This window comes from Enterobacter sp. D2 (assembly GCF_034427575.1).
Lineage (GTDB): Bacteria > Pseudomonadota > Gammaproteobacteria > Enterobacterales > Enterobacteriaceae > Enterobacter > Enterobacter cloacae_M.
On the sequence record NZ_JAXQPP010000002.1, the window covers coordinates 245,042 to 268,233 of the forward strand.

22 protein-coding genes are annotated in these 23,192 nt (G+C 55.5%); 6 read left to right on the plus strand and 16 right to left on the minus strand.

The window, feature by feature from the left end; translation table 11 throughout:
* Positions 1-10: 10 nt before the first annotated feature.
* The 8 genes from SPG90_RS13325 to rppH form a co-directional block, all read right to left on the minus strand.
* On the minus strand, positions 11-334 hold the full coding sequence (locus SPG90_RS13325; RefSeq protein ID WP_023309042.1) for a prepilin-type N-terminal cleavage/methylation domain-containing protein: 324 nt from the start codon (positions 332-334) through the stop codon (positions 11-13).
* Positions 319-720, minus strand: coding sequence for a DUF2509 family protein (locus tag SPG90_RS13330; RefSeq protein ID WP_045404600.1), 402 nt, complete (start codon positions 718-720; stop codon positions 319-321). Before SPG90_RS13330 ends, SPG90_RS13325 begins: the two co-directional genes overlap by 16 nt.
* Positions 717-1,277, minus strand: coding sequence for a prepilin peptidase-dependent protein (locus SPG90_RS13335; protein ID WP_322408187.1), 561 nt, complete (start codon positions 1,275-1,277; stop codon positions 717-719). Before SPG90_RS13335 ends, SPG90_RS13330 begins: the two co-directional genes overlap by 4 nt.
* On the minus strand, positions 1,268-1,732 hold the full coding sequence (locus tag SPG90_RS13340; protein WP_126303152.1) for a prepilin peptidase-dependent protein: 465 nt from the start codon (positions 1,730-1,732) through the stop codon (positions 1,268-1,270). Before SPG90_RS13340 ends, SPG90_RS13335 begins: the two co-directional genes overlap by 10 nt.
* 184 nt (positions 1,733-1,916) lie before the next feature.
* Positions 1,917-2,711 (minus strand): thymidylate synthase, encoded by a 795-nt coding sequence (thyA, locus tag SPG90_RS13345; protein WP_014885081.1) that lies wholly within the window; start codon positions 2,709-2,711, stop codon positions 1,917-1,919.
* 6 nt (positions 2,712-2,717) lie between these two features.
* The gene (lgt, locus tag SPG90_RS13350) at positions 2,718-3,593 is read right to left on the minus strand and encodes a prolipoprotein diacylglyceryl transferase (protein WP_023309046.1); all 876 of its coding nucleotides are present in this window, start codon (positions 3,591-3,593) and stop codon (positions 2,718-2,720) included.
* A gap of 193 nt (positions 3,594-3,786) precedes the next feature.
* Positions 3,787-6,033: a phosphoenolpyruvate--protein phosphotransferase gene (gene ptsP, locus SPG90_RS13355; RefSeq protein ID WP_023309047.1), complete on the minus strand. Its 2,247-nt coding sequence runs from the start codon at positions 6,031-6,033 to the stop codon at positions 3,787-3,789.
* Positions 6,034-6,045: 12 nt separating this feature from the next.
* The gene (gene rppH, locus SPG90_RS13360; RefSeq protein WP_045355585.1) at positions 6,046-6,576 is read right to left on the minus strand and encodes an RNA pyrophosphohydrolase; all 531 of its coding nucleotides are present in this window, start codon (positions 6,574-6,576) and stop codon (positions 6,046-6,048) included.
* Positions 6,577-7,259: 683 nt separating this feature from the next.
* On the opposite strand from rppH, the gene mutH reads away from it, so the two are divergent.
* From mutH to SPG90_RS13375, 3 genes are all read left to right on the plus strand, one after another.
* Positions 7,260-7,952: a DNA mismatch repair endonuclease MutH gene (mutH, locus tag SPG90_RS13365; RefSeq protein WP_322408188.1), complete on the plus strand. Its 693-nt coding sequence runs from the start codon at positions 7,260-7,262 to the stop codon at positions 7,950-7,952.
* A 128-nt stretch (positions 7,953-8,080) separates the two neighbouring features.
* Positions 8,081-8,299, plus strand: coding sequence for a YgdI/YgdR family lipoprotein (locus SPG90_RS13370; RefSeq protein WP_008499668.1), 219 nt, complete (start codon positions 8,081-8,083; stop codon positions 8,297-8,299).
* Positions 8,300-8,430: 131 nt separating this feature from the next.
* Positions 8,431-9,471: an NADP(H)-dependent aldo-keto reductase gene (locus SPG90_RS13375; protein WP_023309049.1), complete on the plus strand. Its 1,041-nt coding sequence runs from the start codon at positions 8,431-8,433 to the stop codon at positions 9,469-9,471.
* Positions 9,472-9,564: 93 nt separating this feature from the next.
* Here the strand turns inward: SPG90_RS13375 and lplT are convergent, their stop codons facing one another.
* Positions 9,565-10,758 (minus strand): lysophospholipid transporter LplT, encoded by a 1,194-nt coding sequence (gene lplT, locus SPG90_RS13380; RefSeq protein WP_047060028.1) that lies wholly within the window; start codon positions 10,756-10,758, stop codon positions 9,565-9,567.
* Positions 10,751-12,910 (minus strand): bifunctional acyl-ACP--phospholipid O-acyltransferase/long-chain-fatty-acid--ACP ligase, encoded by a 2,160-nt coding sequence (aas, locus tag SPG90_RS13385; RefSeq protein ID WP_045404609.1) that lies wholly within the window; start codon positions 12,908-12,910, stop codon positions 10,751-10,753. Before aas ends, lplT begins: the two co-directional genes overlap by 8 nt.
* A gap of 623 nt (positions 12,911-13,533) precedes the next feature.
* On the opposite strand from aas, the gene galR reads away from it, so the two are divergent.
* Positions 13,534-14,550, plus strand: a complete 1,017-nt coding sequence (gene galR, locus SPG90_RS13390; RefSeq protein ID WP_322408189.1) for an HTH-type transcriptional regulator GalR — start codon at positions 13,534-13,536, stop codon at positions 14,548-14,550.
* On the opposite strand, the gene SPG90_RS13395 is transcribed toward galR, so the two are convergent.
* Positions 14,511-14,987: a GNAT family N-acetyltransferase gene (locus SPG90_RS13395; RefSeq protein ID WP_032668263.1), complete on the minus strand. Its 477-nt coding sequence runs from the start codon at positions 14,985-14,987 to the stop codon at positions 14,511-14,513. The genes galR and SPG90_RS13395 overlap by 40 nt on opposite strands.
* A 229-nt stretch (positions 14,988-15,216) precedes the next feature.
* Between SPG90_RS13395 and SPG90_RS13400 the strand changes: the two genes are divergently transcribed.
* A complete protein-coding gene (locus SPG90_RS13400; RefSeq protein ID WP_045404611.1) occupies positions 15,217-16,254 on the plus strand; it encodes a LacI family DNA-binding transcriptional regulator in 1,038 nt (345 codons plus the stop codon).
* Here the strand turns inward: SPG90_RS13400 and lysA are convergent.
* Positions 16,224-17,486, minus strand: coding sequence for a diaminopimelate decarboxylase (lysA, locus tag SPG90_RS13405; RefSeq protein ID WP_045404613.1), 1,263 nt, complete (start codon positions 17,484-17,486; stop codon positions 16,224-16,226). The two genes, SPG90_RS13400 and lysA, sit on opposite strands and share 31 nt — an antisense overlap.
* A 121-nt stretch (positions 17,487-17,607) precedes the next feature.
* Here lysA and SPG90_RS13410 point away from each other — a divergent pair, with 121 nt between their 5' ends.
* Entirely contained in the window at positions 17,608-18,534 is a 927-nt protein-coding gene (locus SPG90_RS13410; RefSeq protein ID WP_163354190.1) for a LysR family transcriptional regulator, read from the plus strand.
* Here the strand turns inward: SPG90_RS13410 and SPG90_RS13415 are convergent.
* The 4 genes from SPG90_RS13415 to kduD all read right to left on the minus strand — a co-directional run bounded on the left by SPG90_RS13415 (position 18,529) and on the right by kduD (position 23,133).
* Positions 18,529-19,221 (minus strand): aspartate/glutamate racemase, encoded by a 693-nt coding sequence (locus SPG90_RS13415; protein WP_045404617.1) that lies wholly within the window; start codon positions 19,219-19,221, stop codon positions 18,529-18,531. The two genes, SPG90_RS13410 and SPG90_RS13415, sit on opposite strands and share 6 nt — an antisense overlap.
* A gap of 88 nt (positions 19,222-19,309) precedes the next feature.
* Positions 19,310-20,434 carry an LPS O-antigen length regulator Wzz(fepE) gene (wzz(fepE), locus tag SPG90_RS13420; protein WP_045404620.1) on the minus strand — a complete coding sequence of 375 codons (1,125 nt, stop codon included), beginning with the start codon at positions 20,432-20,434 and terminating at the stop codon, positions 19,310-19,312.
* A 203-nt stretch (positions 20,435-20,637) separates the two neighbouring features.
* Positions 20,638-22,059 carry a sugar porter family MFS transporter gene (locus tag SPG90_RS13425; protein ID WP_126303070.1) on the minus strand — a complete coding sequence of 474 codons (1,422 nt, stop codon included), beginning with the start codon at positions 22,057-22,059 and terminating at the stop codon, positions 20,638-20,640.
* Between the two features lie 312 nt (positions 22,060-22,371).
* A complete protein-coding gene (gene kduD / locus SPG90_RS13430) occupies positions 22,372-23,133 on the minus strand; it encodes a 2-dehydro-3-deoxy-D-gluconate 5-dehydrogenase KduD (protein ID WP_047173541.1) in 762 nt (253 codons plus the stop codon).
* Positions 23,134-23,192 lie beyond the last annotated feature (59 nt).

A 23,192-nucleotide genomic window follows, 5' to 3' on the forward strand; every position in this document is an offset into this window, starting at 1 on the left:
ACGCTCCCGACTACTGGCTAACCGGGCAATGCAGACGCGTTATCTCACCGCGCCGCCCCAGAGGAGAAATAAGTGTGACCGTGATGCTGACACATCCTGCGTGCGTTGTCTGCCCCCGACTGGCCTGCCAGCCTGCCGGGAGAACATTTGTTGAGAGCTGAGACTGATTCCAGGCATGGTGCCAGAGCTGGCGATACTGATTAAATAGGGTAAACCGCGCCGCCAGCGCCCGGTGATAACCGGACAAAGCCGTCACGACGATCACCAGCAGCATCATCGCCAGCAGTACCTCAACCATGCTAAACCCTTTTTCTCTGTTTACGGCAGCTGGCATAACGCGCTCTCCTTAAGGGGACAAAAATCACTCCAGCCGTGAGGCGAAAAGCGAACGTTCCCGTCGACAATCTCTCCTGAGCGCCAAAGCAGCAGGCCGCTGTCTCCGGCAATCAGCAGCACACGCGCTCCATTCAACTGGCGCAAACACACTCGCCACGCCGGTGTCATTTTGCACTGAACCTGTGGCTCCGATGACCAGCTCTGAACTCGTCCCCACTCAAGCGCGGACTGCACCGTCGCCTGCTGCTGAATCGAACTTTTCTCACCGCCAACGAGCGCGCTAAAGGTTGTGAGCTGCTGATTGAGACCGGTGAGGATCAGGGTACCGAGCACCAGTAAAAGCAGAACCATCGCCAGCGAAGACATTCCGCGTTGACGATTCACAGGTTGTACCCCGTGACCGTATACAACGCCTGCCAGGGTTCCCCCTGCTCGCCTTTACGAATCGCCGCCAGTTCGATATTCACCTCTGGCGCAAAATCGGCATGTTCCACTGTCCTCACCACAAAATGCGCGATCGTAAGCCTGTTCGGGTCTGTGAGCTTTTCCCATCCTTTTCCTTCACATGAGGTCGCTCCACGCTGGGTTTCAAGCGCACCAGACTCCAGTCGAAAACCGGTGCTGTCATTTTCTGATGCGCTGTTATCCCAGCTGCCGTTACTGTTGGCATCCCACCGCACAATGACGCAACTTCCTTGCCTGGCTGTCACCAGTGCCTGTCCCTGACAGTTTCCCGCGCAGTACCCCGCACGCTGAAGCTTTTTGCCCAGAGCAAACAGGTGGTGCCAGACCTCTTCCTCCAGTTGTCTCTGACCAGATTGCACTAAGATCGCCCGCTGCAAGCCGGGTAAAAAACGCGATGCGCTTATCAGCAGGAGGCTGCTAATCGCCGTGGCAATCAGAACTTCAGTCAGTGAGAAACCACGCTGCTTCATCGACATGAACCTCCTGCAGAGACCTTACACATCCTGATGCGTCCTCCATTTGAGACAATAATCAGCCATTCTCCCGCACGGCTTTGAACGCGTATCCGCCCTGCCCATGCCGTATCCTTTAATCCATAGAACGCGAGCGACGGCGTTACCTCGCCGATCGCGATCTCAGGCCAGAGTGGTATCAGCACAAAGGGACTGCCCTTCTCACAGCCTTGCACGGCAGAGCTCACCAGACAATCCATGCCTCCCACCCGCAGACGGGTAATTTGATGGTCGCGGTTGTAGCGGTTGGCATGGTTGCGCAGAAACAGCAGGTAATCTCGCACCTGACTGGCGGTTTGCCACAGCCGCTGCTGCCGCTGCCAGCTGTCCCAGCCGTACAGCCCTGAGGCGCTGAGGATAACGACAAGCGAAATCGCGACCAGCGTTTCGATAAGCGTAAAACCGTTCTCTTTTTTCATACCGGGAGTGTGGCGAAGCGCCGTGAACATGACGAGCGACGGTTCTTCGTTTTACGAGGCGTTATCCGAGGAATTGAGAGTGTTGCAGCGCGTTGCACGCTTTCTGGATAGCGCTTCGGGAAACGGGATAAAGGCAAAAAAAAACCGGCGCTAAAGAGCACCGGTTGTGTCACGCTTTATCGCATCAGATAGCGACAGGCGCTTTGATGCCCGGATGCGGGTCATAGCCCTCAATCTCGAAATCATCAAAGCGGTAGTCGAAGATTGATGCCGGTTTGCGCTTGATAATCAGCTTCGGCAGCGCACGCGGTTCGCGAGTCAGCTGGAGATGCGTCTGTTCCATATGGTTGCTGTAAAGATGGGTGTCCCCACCGGTCCAGACAAAATCACCCACTTCCAGATCGCACTGCTGCGCCATCATGTGGACCAACAGCGCATAGCTGGCAATGTTAAACGGCAGGCCGAGGAACACGTCACAGGAGCGCTGGTAGAGCTGACAAGAAAGCTTTCCATCCGCCACATAGAACTGGAAGAACGCATGGCACGGCGCCAGCGCCATTTTATCCAGCTCGCCGACGTTCCAGGCGGAAACGATGATTCGGCGCGAGTCCGGATCGTTTTTTAGCTGGTTCATCACGGTGGTGATCTGGTCAATATGGCGACCATCAGGCGTCGGCCAGGCGCGCCACTGCTTGCCGTAAACCGGGCCCAGGTTGCCATTTTCATCTGCCCACTCGTCCCAGATTGAGACGTTATTTTCGTGCAGATACGCAACGTTGGTATCGCCTTGCAGGAACCAGAGCAGTTCATGAATGATCGAGCGCAGGTGGCAGCGCTTTGTCGTCACCAGTGGGAAGCCTTCTTGCAGATTGAAGCGCATCTGGTGGCCAAAAATGGAGAGCGTACCGGTGCCGGTGCGGTCGTTTTTCGGCGTGCCCTCGTCGAGCACTTTTTTCATCAATTCAAGATACTGTTTCATGGTTCCTCAGGAAATTTGTTGCTGTGGACGACGACGATACGCCCAAATCATCATAATGGCACCCGCGACAATCATCGGAATGGAGAGGATCTGCCCCATGCTGATGTACTGTACCCATTCGCCGGTAAACTGTGCGTCAGGCTGACGGAAGAACTCGACGATAATACGGAATGCGCCGTAGCCAATCAGGAACAGGCCGGAGACAGCGCCCATCGGACGCGGTTTGCGGATAAACAGGTTGAGGATGATAAACAGTACCACGCCTTCCAGCGCCAGCTCGTACAGCTGAGACATATGGCGCGGCAGAACGCCGTAGGTATCAAAAATGGACTGCCACTCCGGGTGTGATGGCAGCAGCGCGATATCCTCTGCGCGGGAGCCCGGGAAGAGCATCGTGTACGGCACGCTCGGGTCGACTCGGCCCCACAGCTCACCGTTGATAAAGTTACCCAGACGGCCAGCGCCGAGACCAAACGGGATCAGCGGTGCGATAAAATCTGAAACCTGGAAGAAGTTGCGTTTGGTGCGTTTGGCAAAAATCACCATCACCAGGATCACCCCAATCAGGCCGCCGTGGAAGGACATGCCGCCGTCCCACACGCGGAACAGATAGAGAGGGTCATTCAGAAACACCGGGAAGTTATAGAACAGCACGTACCCAATGCGGCCACCGAGGAACACGCCGAGGAAGCCCGCATAGAGCAGGTTTTCAACTTCGTTTTTCGTCCAGCCGCTGCCCGGACGACTGGCGCGACGGCCAGCGAGCCACATGGCAAAAATGAAGCCCACCAGGTACATCAGACCGTACCAGTGAAGCGAAACAGGTCCTACTGAGAAAATGACCGGATCAAATTCCGGAAAATGCAGATAACCACTGTTCATCTGTCACCACAAGATGTTGTTATTCCGCTGAAAGTGGACAGCGGTAGAAATGCGATTCTGCCGTAAGCAGAGGCTCCAAAGTTGCGAATCATAGCACAAGGCGGGCGCGGAGGATGCGCCAGAGATGTAAAAGATGTGTATAGGGTTTTATGCGCGCTGGAGCACTCTCCCGGAGGGAGAGGCGGAAAGATGATTAGCGGCCGCCGCGGATCAGGCCGCCCATACCGCGTCGTTCCATAAACGCTGCGACCTGATGACGAACCTCTGCTGCCAGCTGCGCGTCAAGGCTGCGTTCAGCCAGCTCGCGGGCATCGTTGATGTCGATATGCCGCAGCAGGTACTTCACGCGGGCGACAGCGCGACCGTTCATCGACAGATGGCGGTATCCCAGACCAATCAGGATCGCAACGCACATTGAATCCCCGGCCATTTCACCGCACAGGCGTAAATCAATGCCGTACTGTTCCGCTTCGCGGGCAATCATCGCTAACGCGCGAATGATCGCCGGGTGCAGGCTGTCGTAGATACTGGCGACACGCGTATTGTTACGGTCGACGGCCAGAATATATTGCGTCAGGTCGTTCGTGCCGACAGAGATAAAATCAACACGGTTTGCCAGCTGCGGCAGCATAAAGACCATAGACGGCACTTCAAGCATCACCCCGATCCGCGGTTTCGGGATCGCATAGCCGATCATCTCTTCCACTTCACGGCCGGCACGTTCGATCAGTCGCCGGGACTCGTCGATCTCATCAATGCTGGTGACCATCGGGAGTAAGATGCTGAGATTGCCCGTCGCCGCGTTGGCGCGCAGCATTGCACGCACCTGGATCAGGAAGATCTCCGGCTGATCGAGCGTAATGCGGATCCCACGCCAGCCCAGGCACGGGTTTTCTTCGCTGATCGGCATATAGGGCAGCTGTTTATCCGCGCCGACATCGAGGGTTCGCAGGGTGACAGGTTTGTCGTTAAACATCTGCAGCATCCCCTGATACTGCGCCACCTGCTCCTCTTCGGAGGGGAAACCGCTCTGCAGCATGAACGGGATTTCAGTACGGTACAGGCCAATACCGTCGATGCGGCTGCCAAGCTTTTCTTCATGCTCAGGGCTTAAACCGGCGTTGAGCATGACTTTGATCCGCTCTCCGCTCTTAAGCTGTGCGGGCAGGTTAACGTCATCCTCCGCCAGCTTGCTTAATTCATTCTCTTCGCTGATAAGTCGCTGGTATTCCTGGAGCAAAACCGGCTCAGGATCGACCAGCAGCTCACCGCGATAGCCGTCAACCACCAGCGTACGGCGGTGCAGTACCGACGGCTGGATATCGGCCCCCATAACGGTTGGGATACCCAGCGCGCGCACCATAATGGCGGCATGCGAGTTGGCGGCACCATCGCGCACCACCACACCGGCCAGCCTGTCCTGGGGCAGTTCAGCCAGCGTCGTTGCCGAGAGTTCATCGGCGACCAGAACAAACCGTTTTGGCCAGGCATTCGGCCCCTGAATGGTGTCATCGAGATGGAACAGCAGACGCTGTCCCAGGGCGCGGAGATCGCCAGCCCGCTCTTTCAGGTAACCGTCGGTCAGTGCCGCAAATTGGTCGGCAAATTTTTCGATGACCTTCTTAACCGCCCACTCTGCGACCGAGCCTTTATCCACTTCCGCAAAAAGCTCACGACGCAGACGCGCGTCGGAGAGCAGATGCGAATAGAGGTCGAAGATGGCCGCCGTCTCTTTCTGTGCGCCTGCGGCAAAACGCTTGCTGTAACGACGAAATTCATTCGCAGCCTCTTCCAGCGCGGCGGTAAGACGCTCGCGCTCAAGCGCTTCATCAAGCGTAGAGGCTTCGTAAACCTGCTCCATCAGCGGCAGCGTGGCGTCCATCCAGCCTTCCGCAATCGCTACGCCTGGCGATGCCGGAAGGGCACGAATGCGCGTATGGCGATACTGACCAAAGAGCGCGGCAAGCTGGGACTGGGAGAGGATCGCCGCCATCTGCGTGGCCAGCGTGACGAGGAAAGACTCTTCGCTTTCATCGTACTGACGTAGCTCGCGCTGCTGGACAACCAGCACGCCGAGCAGCTGGCGACGCTGGATAATCGGCACGCCAAGGAAAGCGCGGAAGCGCTCTTCTTTTACGGAAGGGATGTATTTAAAGCTGGGGTGTTTTTGCGCATCAGCAAGGTTGATGGGTTCAGCCAGCCGCCCAACCAGACCCACGATACCTTCATCAAAGGCGAGCGTGACGGTGCGTCCACGTGGTTTTTTCAAACCACGGGTCGCCATCAGGTAATAGCAGCGCCGATCGTGGTCGGCCAGATACACCGAACAGACCTCGGTCTCCATCGCAAGACAGATGTCAGTGACCAGAATATTCAGCGCCTCGTTCAGACGCGGAGCACTGGCCACCTTCTCGACTATTTCTCGCAAGCGGGTGAGCATGATTTGCGTAGCTTAACCTCTTTTACGTCGCCATGCAGGTGCGCTCTGCGGCTTAGGGGGGACCTCCTGAAGCTGCATGACCACACTTGCAAACTCTTTCATCACCCTACGGTAAACATCGCGTTTAAATGACACGACCTGACGAACAGGATACCAATAGCTCACCCAGCGCCAGCCATCGAATTCCGGCGTACTGCTGGTTTGCATATTGATGTCTGAATCGTTGCCCACCAACTGCAACAGAAACCACTTCTGTTTCTGGCCGATACAAACCGGCTTTGTGTCCCAACGCACCAAACGTTTCGGTAACTTGTAACGCAACCAGTTGCGGGTCGAAGCCAGGATGCGAACATCTTTTCGGCTTAAACCGACCTCTTCAAAAAGCTCCCGGTACATCGCTTGTTCTGGGGACTCTCCCGGATTGATCCCGCCTTGCGGGAACTGCCAGGAGTGCTGACCATATCGCCGGGCCCACATTACCTGGCCCTGACGATTACAAATTACTATTCCTACGTTCGGGCGGTAGCCATCGTCATCAATCACCGGACTACCCCAAACTAAACCTTATATATGAATGATTGTTTCACACTACAGGGAGGCGGTAAACCACTCTCTTACAGGGCTGCAACCTAATAACATTTGAATAACTCACAAATAAGTGCTGAGTTATAAACAGATGAGAGGCGGTGAAGGGAATTTTATTCACCTTTTCTGTGGATATAGTTGTGAAGAAGTGTCTGATTACCGATGAACAACCTCAAACCCTGTTTTGCCAACGCTTTCGCGTCATTCAAATAATTCAATATTTTTCATAAAGTTAAATGTATTTTTATGAACAAAAAACAGAATAGCGTGACGATCGTCACATCAGGGATCGTCGTACTGATGAAAGATCGAACAGCGTCGGTTTTATCCACAGATTGTGCCAATAAGTTAGTCACAATTTGTTTGAAAATTCGATTTTCATCGCACGTCAAGGCTGTAAATTGAAACAGTAGTCAGGGTTATACCCAGTTATCCCATTTTTCTGTGGATAACATGGTGTAAGATCCTGTTCATTGTCAGTGACCAGATTTGAACAACCGGTTTTCTGAGTCTGGTGAAACGATTTAAAAGCAATAAAAAAACCTATAAATCATAGACATGGAATATTGGTACAGAAATAGTTAAACTCTATCCACAGGGGACAATTTCTTCGTTTATTTTTTAATCAAAAGGTTACCTTCATGCATCCGCTTACACACTTGCTCTCACCGCCGTCCAGCGAGGGCCAGTTGCTACAGCAGGCACAGCGTCTGGCAGGCTTTTCGCTTGGCGAGCTGGCGGCATTGGCAGGGCTTCAGATCCCGAAGGATCTAAAACGGGATAAAGGCTGGATCGGCATGCTGCTCGAGCTGTGGCTGGGCGCCAGCGCAGGGAGCAAACCCGAGCAGGATTTTGCAGCGCTTGGCGTGGAGTTAAAAACCATCCCCATAGACAGCCAGGGCAAGCCCCTTGAGACCACCTTCGTCTGCGTAGCGCCATTAACCGGCAACACCGGCGTGACGTGGGAAACCTGCCATGTTCGCCACAAGCTGAAGCGCGTATTGTGGGTGCCGGTTGAAGGTGAGCGTCAGATCCCCCTGGCTGAGCGTCGCGTTGGCGCGCCGCTGCTCTGGAGCCCGAACGACGATGAGGAGCAACAGCTGCGTCTGGACTGGGAAGAGCTGATGGACATGATCGTGCTTGGGCAGGTAGAGCGCATCACCGCCCGGCACGGAGAAGTATTACAGCTGCGCCCGAAAGCGGCCAACAGCAAAGCGCTTACCGAGGCAATCGGCTCGAAGGGTGAGCCGATACTAACGTTGCCGCGCGGTTTTTATCTCAAAAAGAACTTCACCGGCGCGCTTCTTGCTCGCCATTTTCTTCTAAAAACATAGTTTTTTACTTATTTTGCGAGCTCCCAAACATAATCGACTGCTTTTTAAGATTTTACCGCTTCCTCCTGTTGCAATATCGGGTTAAAACTAAACTATGATTTGATACGCGCCAGATGAGGACGATAACGATGAAAAAATGGGCAGTGTTAGTTTCAGCAGTCGGTTTAGCGTTTGCCGTATCGGGCTGTAGCAGCGATTACGTTATGGCGACAAAAGACGGTCGAATGATCCTGACCGACGGCAAACCCGAAGTCGACGATGATACCGGTCTGGTCAGCTACCGCGACCAGGAAGGCAATAAAATGCAGATCAATCGCGACGAAGTATCGCAAATTATCGAGCGATAAACAGAGAGAGGTCAGTCGCTTGCTGGCCTTTTTGATTTTTTTCTTCCCCTTTTGCTTCCCCTCTGCCATGTTTATATTCCTTTGTCGGGCACGCCCTGACGCGGTCTATAAGTCTACTGAGGAAGCCGGCTATGCATTATCACCGTATCCCCCACAGCGCTCTGGAAATTAGCCAACTGGGGTTGGGCACGATGACATTTGGTGAACAAAACAGCGAAGCCGATGCCCATGCACAACTCGATTACGCCGTCAGCCAGGGGATTAACCTGATTGATGTCGCGGAGATGTACCCTGTTCCGCCACGTCCGGAAACGCAGGGACTTACCGAAACCTACGTCGGTAACTGGCTGGCAAAACGCGGCAACCGTGAAAAGCTGGTGATTGCCTCAAAAGTCAGTGGTCCCGCGCGCAACAACGATACCGGGATCCGCCCGAATCAGATCCTCGATCGTAAGAATATCCGCGCTGCACTGGACGCCAGCCTGAAGCGCCTGCAAACCGACTACCTCGACCTGTATCAGGTGCACTGGCCGCAGCGTCCAACCAACTGCTTTGGTAAGCTCGGCTATAGCTGGAATGAGAGTGCCCCCGCCGTAACGCTGCTGGAAACGCTGGAAGCGCTGACCGAGTGCCAGCGCGCGGGAAAAATCCGCTACATTGGCGTCTCTAACGAAACGGCCTTTGGCGTAATGCGCTATCTGCACCTGGCGGATAAACACGATCTGCCGCGTATCGTCACCATCCAGAATCCGTACAGCCTGCTTAACCGTAGCTATGAGGTGGGTCTGGCCGAAGTGACGCAATATGAAGAAGTGGAACTGCTCGCCTATTCCTGTCTCGGCTTTGGCACGCTGACGGGGAAATACCTGAACGGCGCGAAACCGGCCGGGGCGCGAAATACCCTCTTTAGCCGTTTTACCCGCTACAGCGGCGAGCAGACGCAGAAGGCCGTTGCCGCCTATGTGGATATCGCAAAGCGTCACGGTCTTGACCCTGCCCAGATGGCGCTGGCCTTCGTGCGTCGTCAGCCGTTTGTTGCCAGCACCCTGCTGGGCGCGACCACGATGGAACAGCTGAAAACCAATATTGAGAGTTTCCATCTGAACCTGAGTGAAGAGGTGTTAGCGGAGATTGAAGCGGTGCATCAGGTTTATACGTATCCTGCGCCGTAATAAAAGCAAAACGGCAACGCACGTTGCCGTTTTTAGGGTTTGCTCCCTCTCCCTGTAGGAGAGGGCCAGAGTGAGGACATCAGGCCGCACTTATCAGCGCCGACGTTGCCAGATCCACAATCCCGCAATCGCCAGCGCAAACAGCCCGCCAAACCCGACGCCAATCCCCACCACCGGCACACCGACTTTTACCGCCAGCGAGTAGAGCCCCAGCATTAGCAGCATCGCCAGGTTTTCACCCAGGTTTTGTACCGCGATGGCATTCCCCGCCCCGACGGTCTGCTTGCCACGTTCCTGCAGCAACGCGTTCAGCGGCACCACGAAGAAACCGCCCAGAATACCAATCAGGATGAGGAGGACATACGCAGGCAATAATGCATGTTGCAGCGAGAAAATCAGCACCACGACGCCAATCAGGATCCCTGCGGGCATGCAGCGTGCTACGGTCTCTAGCGTCACCAGCTTCGCCGCCGCGCCAGCTCCCACCACAATGCCGATGGCCACCATCGCGTTAAGATAGGTCGGCGTCGCGTTGTCGGTAATTCCCAGCGCCACCGGCACCCACAGCACCAGCAGGAAGCGCAGCGTGACGCCCGCCCCCCAAAACATACTGGTTCCCATCAGGGAGAAACGCGTTTCTCCGTTACGCCACAGCACGCGACAGGCGGTAAAGAAACTGCCTGTCATCGGTTTAAAGCGCCAGGATTGCCCCGGGCGAGCCACAGGTAGCTTAGGAATAAACAGGTTCGCCACAACTGCCCCGCCATACACCACCGCGCAGATGCCCAGTGCCGCCAGGACATGCCAGTCGGCCAGTACGCCGCCCGCGACGGATCCGAGCAGGATTGCGGCGATGGTTGACGACTCCATCAGGCCGTTGGCTTTCACCAGCTTATCGCCCGTGGTCAGTTCTCCGAGAATGCCATACTTAGCCGGGGAGTAAGCGGCAGCGCCAATGCCCACCAGCGTGTAACCAATAAACGGATTGAAGCCAAAGCAAATGCTGGCGGCACCCAGCAGCTTGAGACCGTTGGCAAACATCATCACCCGGCCTTTCGGGAAACTGTCCGCCACCTGCCCGACGAACGGAGCAAAGATAATGTAAGCGCCCACAAACACCATCTGCAGGATCGGCTGGCTCCAGTCGGGGTAAAACTCGGCCTTCAGCAGCGCCAGCGTGGCAAACAGCAGCGCGTTATCACCAAACGCAGAGAGAAACTGCGCGGCGATGACCGCCATCATGCCTTTTGATCTGAGCGATGTGTTAGTGTGTACTGACTCACGCATTTTGCTGTTCCGCCTCTTCAACCATGCCTTTCAGGGTCACGAAATCGGGCTTCCCGCTACCCAGCACCGGGAGCTGCTTCAGGAAGCGAATATCGCGCGGCACCGCCAGTTCAGGAATACCGTGTTCACGCGCATAGCTCAGTAACCTGTCGCGCTTAAGCTCACCGTCAGTCGTAAACAGCACCAGCGCCTCGCCTTTGCTGGCATCACTCTTCACCACCGTCGCATGCATCTTATCCGCGGAGACGGCCGTCGCCAGCTGCTCAACCATTTCCAGAGAGACCATTTCACCGGCGATTTTGGCGAAGCGCTTCGCGCGTCCCTGAATCTGTACAAAGCCTTGTTCATCAAAACGGACAATATCACCGGTGTCGTACCAGCCGGTTTCAACCTCGCCGTTGACGTTTTCAGCCGTCGGCACCTCAAGCACGCCTGGGTTTTCCACGCGCAGATAACCGTTCATCACGTTTGGCCCTTTCAGCTGCAGACGGCCACCGTCCTCAATGCCCGGCACGGCCAGCAGACGCGCATCCATCCCCGGCAGAATTCGACCCACCGTACCCGGCTTCGCCGCCATCGGTACGTTAATCGAGACCACGGGAGCACACTCGGTAACGCCATAGCCTTCGAGAATGCGCAGGCCAAACTTGTCCTGCCAGATCTGACGCGTGCTCTCCTGCAGTTTTTCCGCACCGGCCACCACATACCGCACGCGATAGAAGTCATACGGATTGGCGAAACGCGCATAGTTGCCGAGGAAGGTTGAGGTGCCGAACAGAACGGTGCAGTTACGGTCATACACCAGCTCCGGCACAATCCGATAATGCAGCGGGCTTGGGTAGAGGAACACTTCTGCGCCGGTCAGCAGCGGCGTAAACAGCCCCACCGTCAGGCCAAAGGAGTGGAACAGCGGCAGCGCCGACATAAAACGGTCATTCGCGGTAAAGTCGGCAATGCTTTTGATCTGTTCAACGTTCGCCAGAATGCTCTTGTGGCTGTGGACGACGCCTTTCGGGTTGCCCTCCGATCCCGACGTGAAGAGAATGATCGCGTCATCTTCCGGCTGCTGTTTGACCTGCGCCAGACGCGGCATCAGCAGGTGAGCAAAAATCCACAGCTTGTCGCCGGTGGTCACGTCCGCTTTCAGATCCTCCAGGAAGACCCAGCGCACCTGGGTGAGCTGCTCGGGAAGATGCCAGAGCTTGCCTTTGTCCAGGAACTGACGAGAGGTAAAGACGGTATTAATCTGGGCAGCGGTGATGGCGCTGGTCAGCCCTTTCACGCCCGCCGTGTAGTTCATCATTGCCGGGATGCGCCCCCGGGAAACCGCACCAAAAATCACCGCCGCGCTGATGCCTGCGTTAGGCAGCATCAGGCCAATCTTTTCGCCCTTCATGCTGTATTTCTCAAGAATGCGGCCCACAAAGAGGGTCTTAGTCAGCAGCTTGCGATAGGTATCCGGGGTAAAGTTGATGTCTTCGATGCAGTTTTTCTTCGCGCCATAGCGGTGCTGAGCGGAAAGCAGAGATTCGTACAGCGTTTCGCGCGGACGCACGGCCATGCGCGCTTCCATCATAATCTGATGCAGCATTTCCCCGGCGATTTTACGGCGATCGCGGGCACGCGGGGCGTCCGGCATCGGTAACGACGTGGGCGGCAGAATATGCAGCGTGATTTTTGGGAACAGACGCTGCTTCACCAGCCCCTTCAGTCGGCTGAAATGGGTCAACTCTGCGCCTTCAATACGCAGCGGCACCACGGTCGCTTTTGATTTCGCTGCAACAAACCCCGCGCCATCGTAGATTTTCATCAGCGAACCGGTCACGGAGATACGCCCTTCCGGGAAAATAACCACCGGACGCCCCTGCTCAACCAGACGCACCAGATGCTTAATCATCATCGGCTTTGTCGGGTCGAGCGGCACAAAATCAATCAGCGGCGTGAGCCAGCGCATGTACCACTGCTGGCTGATAGAGGTATAGACCGCAAACACCGGGCGCACGGGTAAAAATAGCGCCAGCAGAATGCCGTCTATAAAGGAAACATGATTTGGCGTGATAAGAACGCGTTCGCCGCGAAGCGCCTGGGTATCGCCAGTAACGCGGATGCGAAAAAGAATACGGAAGAGTGTACGGAAGAACCCAAATAGCATCTCAACTCCCTTTGCCAGCCAGTGTGGAGGGTTGATAGTAAATGGTGGCAGATTACACGAGAAGTGATACGGGAGCGACAGCAAAAGTGGAGGCGAAAAAAAACCTGCGCATCCGCGCAGGTTGGTGCAAGAGATGAGTACGAAACCGTACTAAGAATTCTCACCAATCAATACCTCTGGGATCTTGATTGTGGTCGTTCGACCTGCGCTTCGCCAGCAGGAAAACGCAAGGGAATGAGCCGAAGTGCAACCAGGTGTGAATATTTTCTATTGCTGTTACAGGTTGAACTTTCAGGCAAAAAAAAACCTGCGTAAAAACGCAGGCTGGTGTAAGCGTGTTAATCAACCGGAGTTGACTCCACCTATCAATACCTCTGGGATTTCGACTGTATCAACCTCTCTAACATCCTTGCCATCGGACAATCGCAACAGCCTGACGCAAAGTGTAACCAAAGGTTCAGATTGACATTCTTCAGACATGACTGCGCGTGTAACGATTACACTACCAGTGTTGTCCTGCGTCACGTTTGTAGAGAGCGAAAATCCGCTCCCCTTGAATGGGCGGCGCTTTTCCGCAACACTATTTGGTGTGTAAACGCTTACCCCCAATAAGAAGGTAATGAATGGCGACAATAAAGGATGTGGCCCGTCTGGCAGGTGTGTCGGTGGCAACCGTCTCTCGAGTGATTAACGACTCCCCAAAAGCCAGTGACGCATCGCGCCAGGCGGTACAAACCGCCATGGAATCCCTGAATTATCATCCCAATGCCAATGCCCGCGCGCTCGCCCAGCAGTCCACCGAAACTATTGGGCTGGTAGTGGGTGATGTTTCCGACCCCTTTTTCGGCGCCATGGTGAAAGCGGTTGAACAGGTCTCTTACCAGACAGGCAATTTTTTGCTGATCGGCAATGGCTATCATAATGAGCAAAAAGAACGCCAGGCCATCGAGCAGCTGATCCGCCACCGCTGCGCCGCGCTGGTGGTTCACGCCAAAATGATCCCGGATGCCGAGCTGATTCACCTGATGAAGCAGATGCCCGGAATGGTGATCATCAACCGCATTATTCCCGGGTTTGAAAAACGCTGTGTGGCCCTCGACGACCGCTACGGCGCCTGGCTTGCGACCCGTCATCTGATTCAACAGGGCCATACCCGGATTGGCTATCTCTGTTCCAATCATCCGATTTCTGATGCGGAAGACCGCCTGCAGGGCTACTACGACGCCCTGCGCGAAAACGGCCTGCCGTGTAATGACCGTCTGCTGGCCTACGGTGAACCGGATGAGAGCGGCGGTGAACAGGCCATGACCGAGCTGCTGGGTCGCGGACGAAATTTCACGGCGGTTGCCAGCTATAACGACTCCATGGCCGCGGGGGCAATGGGGGTGCTGAATGACAACGGGATTGAGGTTCCGGCAGAAATTTCGCTGATTGGCTTCGACGACGTGCTGGTCTCTCGCTACGTGCGCCCGCGGCTGACCACCGTACGCTACCCGATTATCACCATGGCGACGCAGGCCGCCGAGCTGGCGCTAGCGCTGGCTGAACAGCGCCAGCCGCCGGATATTACGCATCTGTTTAGCCCGACGCTGGTTCGCCGTCACTCCGTTGCTTCACCTGCGGAAGCGCAGAGCGAATAACGATAGAGGTGAACCCGCGTGTTGGGGTATTCCAGCCCATCACCGATATACTGCCAGCCGTAACGTTCGTAGAAGTCGCGGCAGGCAGACCAGAGGTGCAGTTCTTCATATCCCGCCTGCGCGGCCCAGGTAATAACGTGCTGCTGTAGCTTTCCTGCCAGCCCCTTGCCTCGCGACGCGTCGTCAACGTAGAGCGCCGCCAGCCACGGAAAGAGATCCTGACGCGTGATCAAATCGCAGCGCCAGAGCCCTACCGTACCAACAAGCTTTTCGTCTTCAACGGCGATAAAGGTCAGCGGTAATGCTCCCGGCGTCTGGCTGTGCTCAATAATGCTGTGGAAAAATTCCCGGGAAAGCCCTTCGCCAAAGGCCTGCCAGAGCCAGTCGGTGACCTGCTCCGCATAGTGCGGTGCCTGGTAAAGCGGAAGGATGGCTATCTTTTTCACGTTTCACCTGCGTTTTCTCGTCTATTTGCTGGCCTGTCGCCCCAGCTCGGTTCGGCGATTACTTTACCAGAGTCAGACTATTTCGTTTTACTTCACGCAGGCCAGACGAATCGTGACCAAAAAGCGTGATCGTGGCAGAAGTTTTGCGCCTCCCGCATCGCTTATACGCCGTGAGGTCTGTGTTAAACTGCAAACCATTACGTGGAAGCAGGAATGTAGAATGGCAACAATGCTGGATGTCTCACTGCGTGCGGGCGTGTCGAAGGCTACCGTCTCGCGCGTGCTGAACGGCACAGGTCAGGTTAAAGAGAGTACGCGTCAGCAGGTCTTTGCTGCGATGGAAGAGCTGGGCTATCGCCCGAACTTTCTCGCGCGTTCGCTGGCTAACCAGACCAGCAACAGCATTGGCCTGGTCGTCTCGACCTTCGACGGCTTTTACTTTGGTCGTCTTCTCCAGCAGGCGTCGCGGCAGACGGAAACTCACGGGAAACAGCTGATCGTCACCGACGGTCACGACGCGCCGGAACAGGAAGAACAGGCCGTGCAGATGCTGGCCGATCGCCAGTGCGATGCCATCGTGCTTTACACGCGCTACATGAGCGAAAAAGCGATCGTCAAACTGATGAACACCGTGAAAACGCCGCTGGTGGTCATTAACCGCGAAGTGAGCCAGGCGCCAGATCGCTGCGTATTTTTTGAACAGCAGGATGCCGCGTTTAAGGCCGTGGATTACCTGATCGCCCAGGGCCATCGGGAGATCGCCTGTATCACCGTTCCGATCCACACCCCAACCGGGAAAGCGCGGCTGATGGGCTACCGTAAGGCGCTGGAAAAGCACGGCATTCGCCTGGACGAGCGTCGGATAAAGTACGGCGATGCGGGAATGACGCGGGGATACGAGCTGTGCAAGGAGTTGATTGCCGACGGTGTGTCGTTTAGCGCCCTGTTTGCCTGTAACGACGATATGGCCCTGGGGGCGTCCAAAGCGTTACACCAGGCAGGGCTTAAAATTCCGCAGGATATTTCACTGTTCGGCTTTGACGATGCCCCAAGCGCGAAATGGCTGGAGCCTGCGCTCTCATCGGTTTATCTGCCCATCGACAATATGATTGTCACGGCCATCGATCAGGCGATCCGGCTGGCAAAAAACCAGCCGGTCGATGCCATCCCGCCGTTTACCGGCACGCTGGTGTTACGCGATTCGGTTACAACGGGGCCCTACTTTCATCAGATGAGTTCTAAAGCCAGCAGTTCCTGAATGGTCTGACGACGACGGATCAGCCGTGCCTTGCCGTTATCAAACAGCACTTCCGGCAGCAGCGGGCGGCTGTTGTAGTTAGATGACATCGACGCCCCGTAGGCACCGGTATCATGCAGCACAAGATAATCACCCGGTTTGACCTCTGGCAGCGCGCGGGTCTCCACTTTGCCGCCTTCCTGCTGGGTAAACACGTCACCCGATTCGCACAGCGGTCCCGCAACGACCGTCTCAATCCGCGGCGCCTGCGTTAAATCACGGCCGTCGGCGGCCAGGGCGGTAATGTGGTGATAGCTGCCGTACATGGACGGACGCATCAGATCGTTAAAGCCTGCATCAATCAATACGAAGTGGCGAGACCCCATCTCTTTGACGCTGCGGACCTGCGAAACCAGCACGCCGGCTTCCGCCACCAGGAAACGACCCGGCTCAATTTCCAGTTTCACAGCATGGCCAAGATGCGCAGCGATCTGGTCACGCGCGGCGCTCCACAGACCGTAATAGTGATCGGTATCGATCGCCTCTTCACCTTCACGGTAAGGAATAGAAAGCCCACCACCTGCGGAGATGGCCTCCAGATCCTGACCAAAATCGACAACCTGACGCACCATCGCCCCGCAGACCTGCTCAAGATGCGCATAATCCACGCCAGAGCCAATGTGCATATGAATGCCGACCAGCTTCAGGTTATAACGCTGCAACACGTCAAGCGCGGCTGGCATATCGGCATACCAGATACCGTGTTTGCTGTTTTCGCCGCCAGTGTTGGTTTTTTGGCTATGACCATGACCAAAACCCGGGTTCACGCGCAGCCAGACGCGATGGCCGGGAGAAACCTTACCCAGCTGCTCCAGCATATCTACAGAGCCGGCATTCACCGGGATCTGCAGTTCGTGGACGCGCGCAAGCGTCGCATCGTCGATCACATCGGCAGTAAAGACGATCGCGTCGCTGTCGGCTTTCGGATCGAATCCGGCTACCAGCGCGCGCTCGATTTCGCCAAGCGAGACGGAGTCGACCTTCACGCCCTGCTCACGCATCAGGCGCAGAATATGAATATTGGAGCAGGCCTTCTGGGCAAAACGCACCACGTCAAACTGATGCAGAGCAGCGATCTTCTCGCGAACGATCTGCGCGTCATAGACCCACACCGGACAGCCAAACTCGGCAGGCAGGCGCAGCAGGTTGTCGGCGTTCAAATCGGTATCGGTCTGGTTCAGCGGGCGTGGCATGGTCTTCTCCGGGTAAATGCGTTTTGATGATTACGCCACAGCGCGAAGAGAATAAAAAATATCGTTTTATCGCGAGTCTATGCAAAAATGATATGGACAGTAATCTGCTTTCAGGTGCCCTATGCCCGCCGTCAATTTACGCCACATCGAGATTTTTCACGCCGTGATGACTACCGGCAATCTCACCGAAGCCGCACAGATGCTGCATACCTCGCAGCCGACGGTGAGCCGCGAGCTGGCCCGCTTCGAGAAAGTGCTGGGGCTGAAGCTGTTCGAGCGCACCCGGGGCAGGCTTCACCCGACGGTGCAGGGGTTGCGCCTGTTCGAGGAAGTCCAGCGCTCCTGGTACGGACTGGACAGAATAGTGAGTGCTGCGGAAAGCCTGCGCGAGTTTCGCCAGGGCGAGCTGTCGATCGTCTGCCTGCCCGTCTTTTCGCAATCCTTTTTGCCGATGCTGCTGCAGCCTTTTCTGGCCCGATACCCGGAGGTCAGCCTCACCATCGTGCCTCAGGAATCCCCCCTGCTTGAAGAGTGGCTTTCGGCCCAGCGTCATGATTTAGGCTTAACTGAAACCCTCTCCACGCCGGCGGGAACGGCGCGCACGGAGTTGATCTCGTTAGATGAAGTGTGCGTTCTGCCCGCAGGGCATCGGCTTGCCGGTAAGGCGGTGCTCACACCGGAGGATTTCCACGGGGAAAACTACATTAGCCTTTCGCAGACAGACAGCTACAGACAGCTGCTGGATTCGCTGTTTGCCGAGCATCAGGTCAAACGGCGAATGGTGGTAGAAACGCACAGCGCGGCTTCGATTTGCGCGATGGTGCGTGCAGGCGTCGGCGTCGCGGTGGTGAATCCGCTCACGGCGCTGGACTATGCCGGAAGCGGGATCGTCATCCGCCGCTTTAGCGTCTCCGTCCCGTTCACCGTGAGCCTGATCCGCCCGCTGCACCGTCCGGCTTCCGCGCTGGTGGACGCGTTCACCGAACACTTAAAGGAGCACGCGCGCCAGGTGGCGCTTCGCTTACCTGACCTGCAAAACCCGTTATGACAGCATAAACGCCACGGCATCCGCGGCATGGATGGCGGTGGTATCGAATACCGGGACGGGGCTTCGCTCGGCTGGCACCAGCAGGCCAATCTCGGTGCAGCCGAAGATCGCGCCTTCAGCCCCCTGCTGCGCGAGTTTATCGATGACGCTGACGTAATACGCGCGGGAAGATTCGGTGAAGGTACCGAGGCAGAGCTCGTCAAAGATAATCTGATTGATGCGCGCCCGATCTTCTTCATCCGGGATCAGGCTCTCTATCCCAAATTCACTGTTCAAACGTCCACGATAAAAATCCTGTTCCATGGTGTAGCGTGTACCCAAAAGCGCTACGCGGCACATCCCGGATGCCGCAATCGCACGCCCGGTTGCGTCCGCGATATGCAGAAACGGCAGCGAACAGCGCTCCTCAATATGCGACGCCACTTTGTGCATGGTATTGGTACAAAGCACAATACCCTCGGCGCCGGCGCGCTCCAGCCCCAGCGCCGCCTGAGCCAGAATCTCGCCGGCTTTATCCCACTCACCGCTCGACTGACAGGCTTCAATTTCATGGAAATCAACGCTGTGCAGCAGCAGGCTTGCGGAGTGCAGACCACCCAGACGCTGCTTTACCCCTTCATTAATCAGGCGGTAATAAGGGATTGTCGATTCCCAGCTCATTCCGCCTAACAGGCCGATCGTTTTCATCATCCCTCCTTATCTTTGGTCTCTTTTTTAACACAACCGATGCACATAAAAAAAGGCGCTGTATTCAGCGCCTTTTAAACTGCAGAGCTTATTCCGCTACCGGCTCCGGCGGCGAAGTACGTGCGAGCATCGCCTCGCGCAGTAAAACGCTACCGCAGGCAAACAGGCCCCCCAGAAGCGCCGCCAGGACGACCATTAGAGCCTTGCCCGGGCCATCCTTTTTCACCGGCATGGAAGGAGAGAGCTGGTACCGGAATGGCTCAAGTTTAACATCGGCAAAGGAGAGCTTTTTCAGCTGTGCGAGGTGGTATTCCCGGTTCTGGAAATCCGCATTCAGCTCGGTCACGTCCTTCAGATTTTTTTCGATCTGCAGCTTTTGCGCGATACCGTCAGCGCCGAGCGCAACGGAGTAATCCGGGTCATCTTTTACGGCCTGCCCGTTGCTGTAAACTGGTTTCTTAATGCCTGCGGCATTTGCCACTTCCAGCGAATAATTCAGTCGCTGCAGGTTGGTATTGTGAATATTAGTCAGACGGACACGATCCAGTTCCAGCTGCTGCTCAACGACATTCTTTTTCAGGGCGATCTGGTTGCGGATATTCTGCACCGTCTCTTTTTCAACAATAGCCGCGATATAATCGATGTATCCATTTAGTACGGCTTGAGCATCGTCAGCTGTCGGCGCAGTGAAGCTCAATGTCCAGGAGACAAAAGGCGCTTTATCCGCGTCTTTTCCCTGAGCGTCATTCACCGCTTTCATTCTGTCTGAAATGTTAACTATCGCCCGATGCAGCTCAAGCGGATCCACCTCGGCATCTTTAAGTTGTGACATCACGTAAGGAGAGGATTTCAGATACTCTTCAAGCAATGACTGCGACTGAAACTTTTTAATAAACATGTCAAAGACTTCCGGACGGGAAATTTTCGCGTCCACGTCAAGTACCTGCAACGCTACCATCATCTGGCGCAGCGGGTTCCACTGCGACGATTCTGCCTGAGTGATCACTGCTTTACTGGTCCACTTCTGCGGCAGTAAAAATGAAATGGCCAGCCCCGCCAGTGCAAAAGCAAGGGTAATGGTGACAATGCGTTTTTTGGCCGCCAAAAGGACCGCTAATAAACCGAAAAGATCAATTTCTTTAGCGTGTATTGCCGGGGAGGTATAACGGGGAAAATCAAGATCGGTGCTTTTTTTGATATCCATCTCAGACATAGACATTCTTCTTTTTAGGATGCGTTTCATGTTGCGCAAATAACAGCGGTGTTCCGATGATACATTATCCTAAGAATTATCCTAAGTTCAAATCCCTCTATTCATCCTTCCCTGCCAGAGTTGGTAGTGAATTTCATTACGTTATTATTGTAATGACTAACCATTTTACCAACTCTGACTTGTGTTGAACGCTTAAACAGGCATTACGATCGCACGCCGATATTCCGCAGTTTCTCCCCTGCCATCAGCTTGCGCTCGATATGTTCCAGCGTCACGCCTTTGGTTTCCGGGATCAGCCAGAACGTGACGCCAATAAACGCCACGTTCAGCACCGTATAGAGCCAGAACGTTCCCGCTGCGCCAATCGCGTCCAGCAGCGTCAGGAAGGTCGCGCCGATGATCATGTTTGATACCCAGTTGGTGGTCGTGGAGCAGGTGATGCCAAAATCACGGCATTTGAGCGGCTGAATTTCGGAGCACAGGATCCACACCACCGGCGCGGCGCTCATCGCGTAACCTGCGATACACATCATGGTCATCCCGACAGAAAGCCAGGAAAGCCCGCTTGAGGCCGTGCCGTTATCAAACTGCATCAGGCAGTAGCCGAGGATCAGCGTGCCGAGCGCCATCACGCTGAAGCCAATCTTCAGCGCCGGTTTGCGGCCCGCCTTGTCCACGGTGAACACGGCAATAAAGGTGGCGAACATGAAGGTCAGCCCGACCACCAGGGTCGCGATCATCTGCTGTTCCGTAGTGGTAAACCCGGCCATTTTGAAAATGCGCGGCGCGTAGTACATGATGATGTTCATCCCGGTGAACTGCTGCATCGCCTGCAGCAACATGCCGAGGAAGACCGCGCGGCGCACGTTGCGGTTGATCTTAAATAGCGCCCAGCCGCCCTGCTTTAACTTCAGGCTTTCGCGGATGTCGTTCAGCTCTTCGCGCGCTTTTTCCGAGGTATCGCGCAGCATGCGCAGGACCCCTTCCGCCTCCACGTGACGCCCTTTTTGCGCCAGCCAGCGCGGGCTGTTTGGCAGGAAAATCACCAGGACGATCAGCACCAGCGCCGGTAAGGCCAGCACGCCCAGCATCGCGCGCCAGTTGCCGCTGTAGCTGAAGTAGGTATCAGACAGGAACGCCAGCACAATACCCAGCGTGACCATCAGCTGATACATGCTGATCATCTTGCCGCGCACGTTTTCACTCGCCATTTCGGAGAGATAAAGCGGCGCCGTGTAGGACGCAATCCCCACCGCCACGCCCAGCAGCACGCGGGAGAGCAGGAGGATTTCAACGTTAGCGGCAAACGCCGAGCCAATGGAGCCGGCAACGAACAGAATTGCCCCGACCATCAGGCTATATTTGCGCCCCAGGCGGAACGACAGCCAGCCGTTGAACAGCGCGCCAATGGCCGCGCCGAGCATCATGCTGCTCACCACCCACTCCTGCAGGCGACTGCTGAGGGTAAAGTGATCGGTAATAAACGGTAATGCGCCGGCAATGACGCCGATATCCAGTCCAAATAACAGGCCCGCCACGGCGGCGGCAATGGAGACAAACTGGTTCATGCGGCGAGTATCGCGCAGCGCAGCGGGCATTAGGGTAGAGTCATTTATCGATGTCATATTTTTCCTGCCTCAACAGCAAAATTCGTTAACTGAAATTACGAGAAAGCGAGGAAAAGTGTCAGGCCGGAAATCGCGAAGTTATGGATTATTCCGCTACGGCATACGGTTCTGTGATGGACATTACAATTTCAACTCGTGGCGAATAATCACGTATTTTTACTAATCAGTTAATATTTAAGCAATAAAAGTGTGATTGCCGTCATTAGTGATTTTTTAGTATGGATTTTTCATCTTTATCGATATGGACTAAGCCAATTATTGCGCAAAAAAACCTCCGCCCACGGGCAGAGGTTCTCAATACGGGTGGAATTAACGCGCCAGCCAGCCGCCGTCTACAGCCACGGTGTAGCCGTTGATGTAATCCGATGCGGAGGAGGCCAGGAAGACAACCGGCCCCATCAGATCGCTCGGCAGACCCCAGCGTCCGGCCGGAATGCGGTCGAGGATTTCCGCGCTACGCTGCTCGTCCGCACGCAGCTGCTGCGTGTTGTTCGTCGCCATGTAGCCCGGCGCAATCGCATTCACATTGATGTTATGTTTCGCCCATTCGTTTGCCAGCAGGCGGGTCACGCCCATTACGGCGCTTTTGGACGCGGTGTACGACGGCACGCGGATGCCGCCCTGGAACGAGAGCATAGAGGCAATATTGATGATTTTGCCGCCTTTCCCCTGCGCAATAAAATGCTTCGCCGCCGCCTGGGACATGAAAAATACGCTCTTGATGTTCAAATCCATCACGTCGTCCCAGTCGCGTTCGCTGAAGTTGATCGCATCTTCACGCCGAATCAGCCCGGCGTTGTTGACCAGAATGTCGATATGACCGAATTCCGCTACCGCGCGATCCAGCAGTTCAGGAATGGTATCGATTTTACGCAGGTCGGCGGTCAGGCTCAGGAAACGGCGCCCAAGAGCCGTCACGCGCTCGATGGTTTCCGTAGGCTCAACGATATTAATCCCGACGATATCGCAGCCCGCTTCCGCCAGGCCTAGCGCCATGCCCTGACCCAGCCCGGTGTCACACCCGGAAACCACCGCCACTTTCCCCTGCAGAGAGAATGCATCCAGAATCATGTTTATTCCTTACTCTTTCAGAGCCTGTCACTCACAGGCAGGTTTATGCTTCACCGCCC

Excerpts from the sequence above, each read along its gene's own strand:
- galR (WP_322408189.1), top strand. The coding sequence starts at position 13,534 with ATGGCGACAATAAAGGATGTGGCCCGTCTGGCAGGTGTGTCGGTGGCA.
- thyA (WP_014885081.1), bottom strand. The coding sequence starts at position 2,711 with ATGAAACAGTATCTTGAATTGATGAAAAAAGTGCTCGACGAGGGCACG.
- SPG90_RS13375 (WP_023309049.1), top strand. The coding sequence starts at position 8,431 with ATGCATTATCACCGTATCCCCCACAGCGCTCTGGAAATTAGCCAACTG.
- lplT (WP_047060028.1), bottom strand. The coding sequence starts at position 10,758 with ATGCGTGAGTCAGTACACACTAACACATCGCTCAGATCAAAAGGCATG.
- SPG90_RS13410 (WP_163354190.1), top strand. The coding sequence starts at position 17,608 with ATGCCCGCCGTCAATTTACGCCACATCGAGATTTTTCACGCCGTGATG.
- SPG90_RS13340 (WP_126303152.1), bottom strand. The coding sequence starts at position 1,732 with ATGAAAAAAGAGAACGGTTTTACGCTTATCGAAACGCTGGTCGCGATT.
- aas (WP_045404609.1), bottom strand. The coding sequence starts at position 12,910 with ATGCTATTTGGGTTCTTCCGTACACTCTTCCGTATTCTTTTTCGCATC.
- SPG90_RS13425 (WP_126303070.1), bottom strand. The coding sequence starts at position 22,059 with ATGACATCGATAAATGACTCTACCCTAATGCCCGCTGCGCTGCGCGAT.
- SPG90_RS13370 (WP_008499668.1), top strand. The coding sequence starts at position 8,081 with ATGAAAAAATGGGCAGTGTTAGTTTCAGCAGTCGGTTTAGCGTTTGCC.
- SPG90_RS13335 (WP_322408187.1), bottom strand. The coding sequence starts at position 1,277 with ATGTCGATGAAGCAGCGTGGTTTCTCACTGACTGAAGTTCTGATTGCC.
- SPG90_RS13415 (WP_045404617.1), bottom strand. The coding sequence starts at position 19,221 with ATGAAAACGATCGGCCTGTTAGGCGGAATGAGCTGGGAATCGACAATC.
- lysA (WP_045404613.1), bottom strand. The coding sequence starts at position 17,486 with ATGCCACGCCCGCTGAACCAGACCGATACCGATTTGAACGCCGACAAC.
- ptsP (WP_023309047.1), bottom strand. The coding sequence starts at position 6,033 with ATGCTCACCCGCTTGCGAGAAATAGTCGAGAAGGTGGCCAGTGCTCCG.
- SPG90_RS13325 (WP_023309042.1), bottom strand. The coding sequence starts at position 334 with ATGCCAGCTGCCGTAAACAGAGAAAAAGGGTTTAGCATGGTTGAGGTA.
- kduD (WP_047173541.1), bottom strand. The coding sequence starts at position 23,133 with ATGATTCTGGATGCATTCTCTCTGCAGGGGAAAGTGGCGGTGGTTTCC.
- mutH (WP_322408188.1), top strand. The coding sequence starts at position 7,260 with ATGCATCCGCTTACACACTTGCTCTCACCGCCGTCCAGCGAGGGCCAG.
- SPG90_RS13400 (WP_045404611.1), top strand. The coding sequence starts at position 15,217 with ATGGCAACAATGCTGGATGTCTCACTGCGTGCGGGCGTGTCGAAGGCT.
- lgt (WP_023309046.1), bottom strand. The coding sequence starts at position 3,593 with ATGAACAGTGGTTATCTGCATTTTCCGGAATTTGATCCGGTCATTTTC.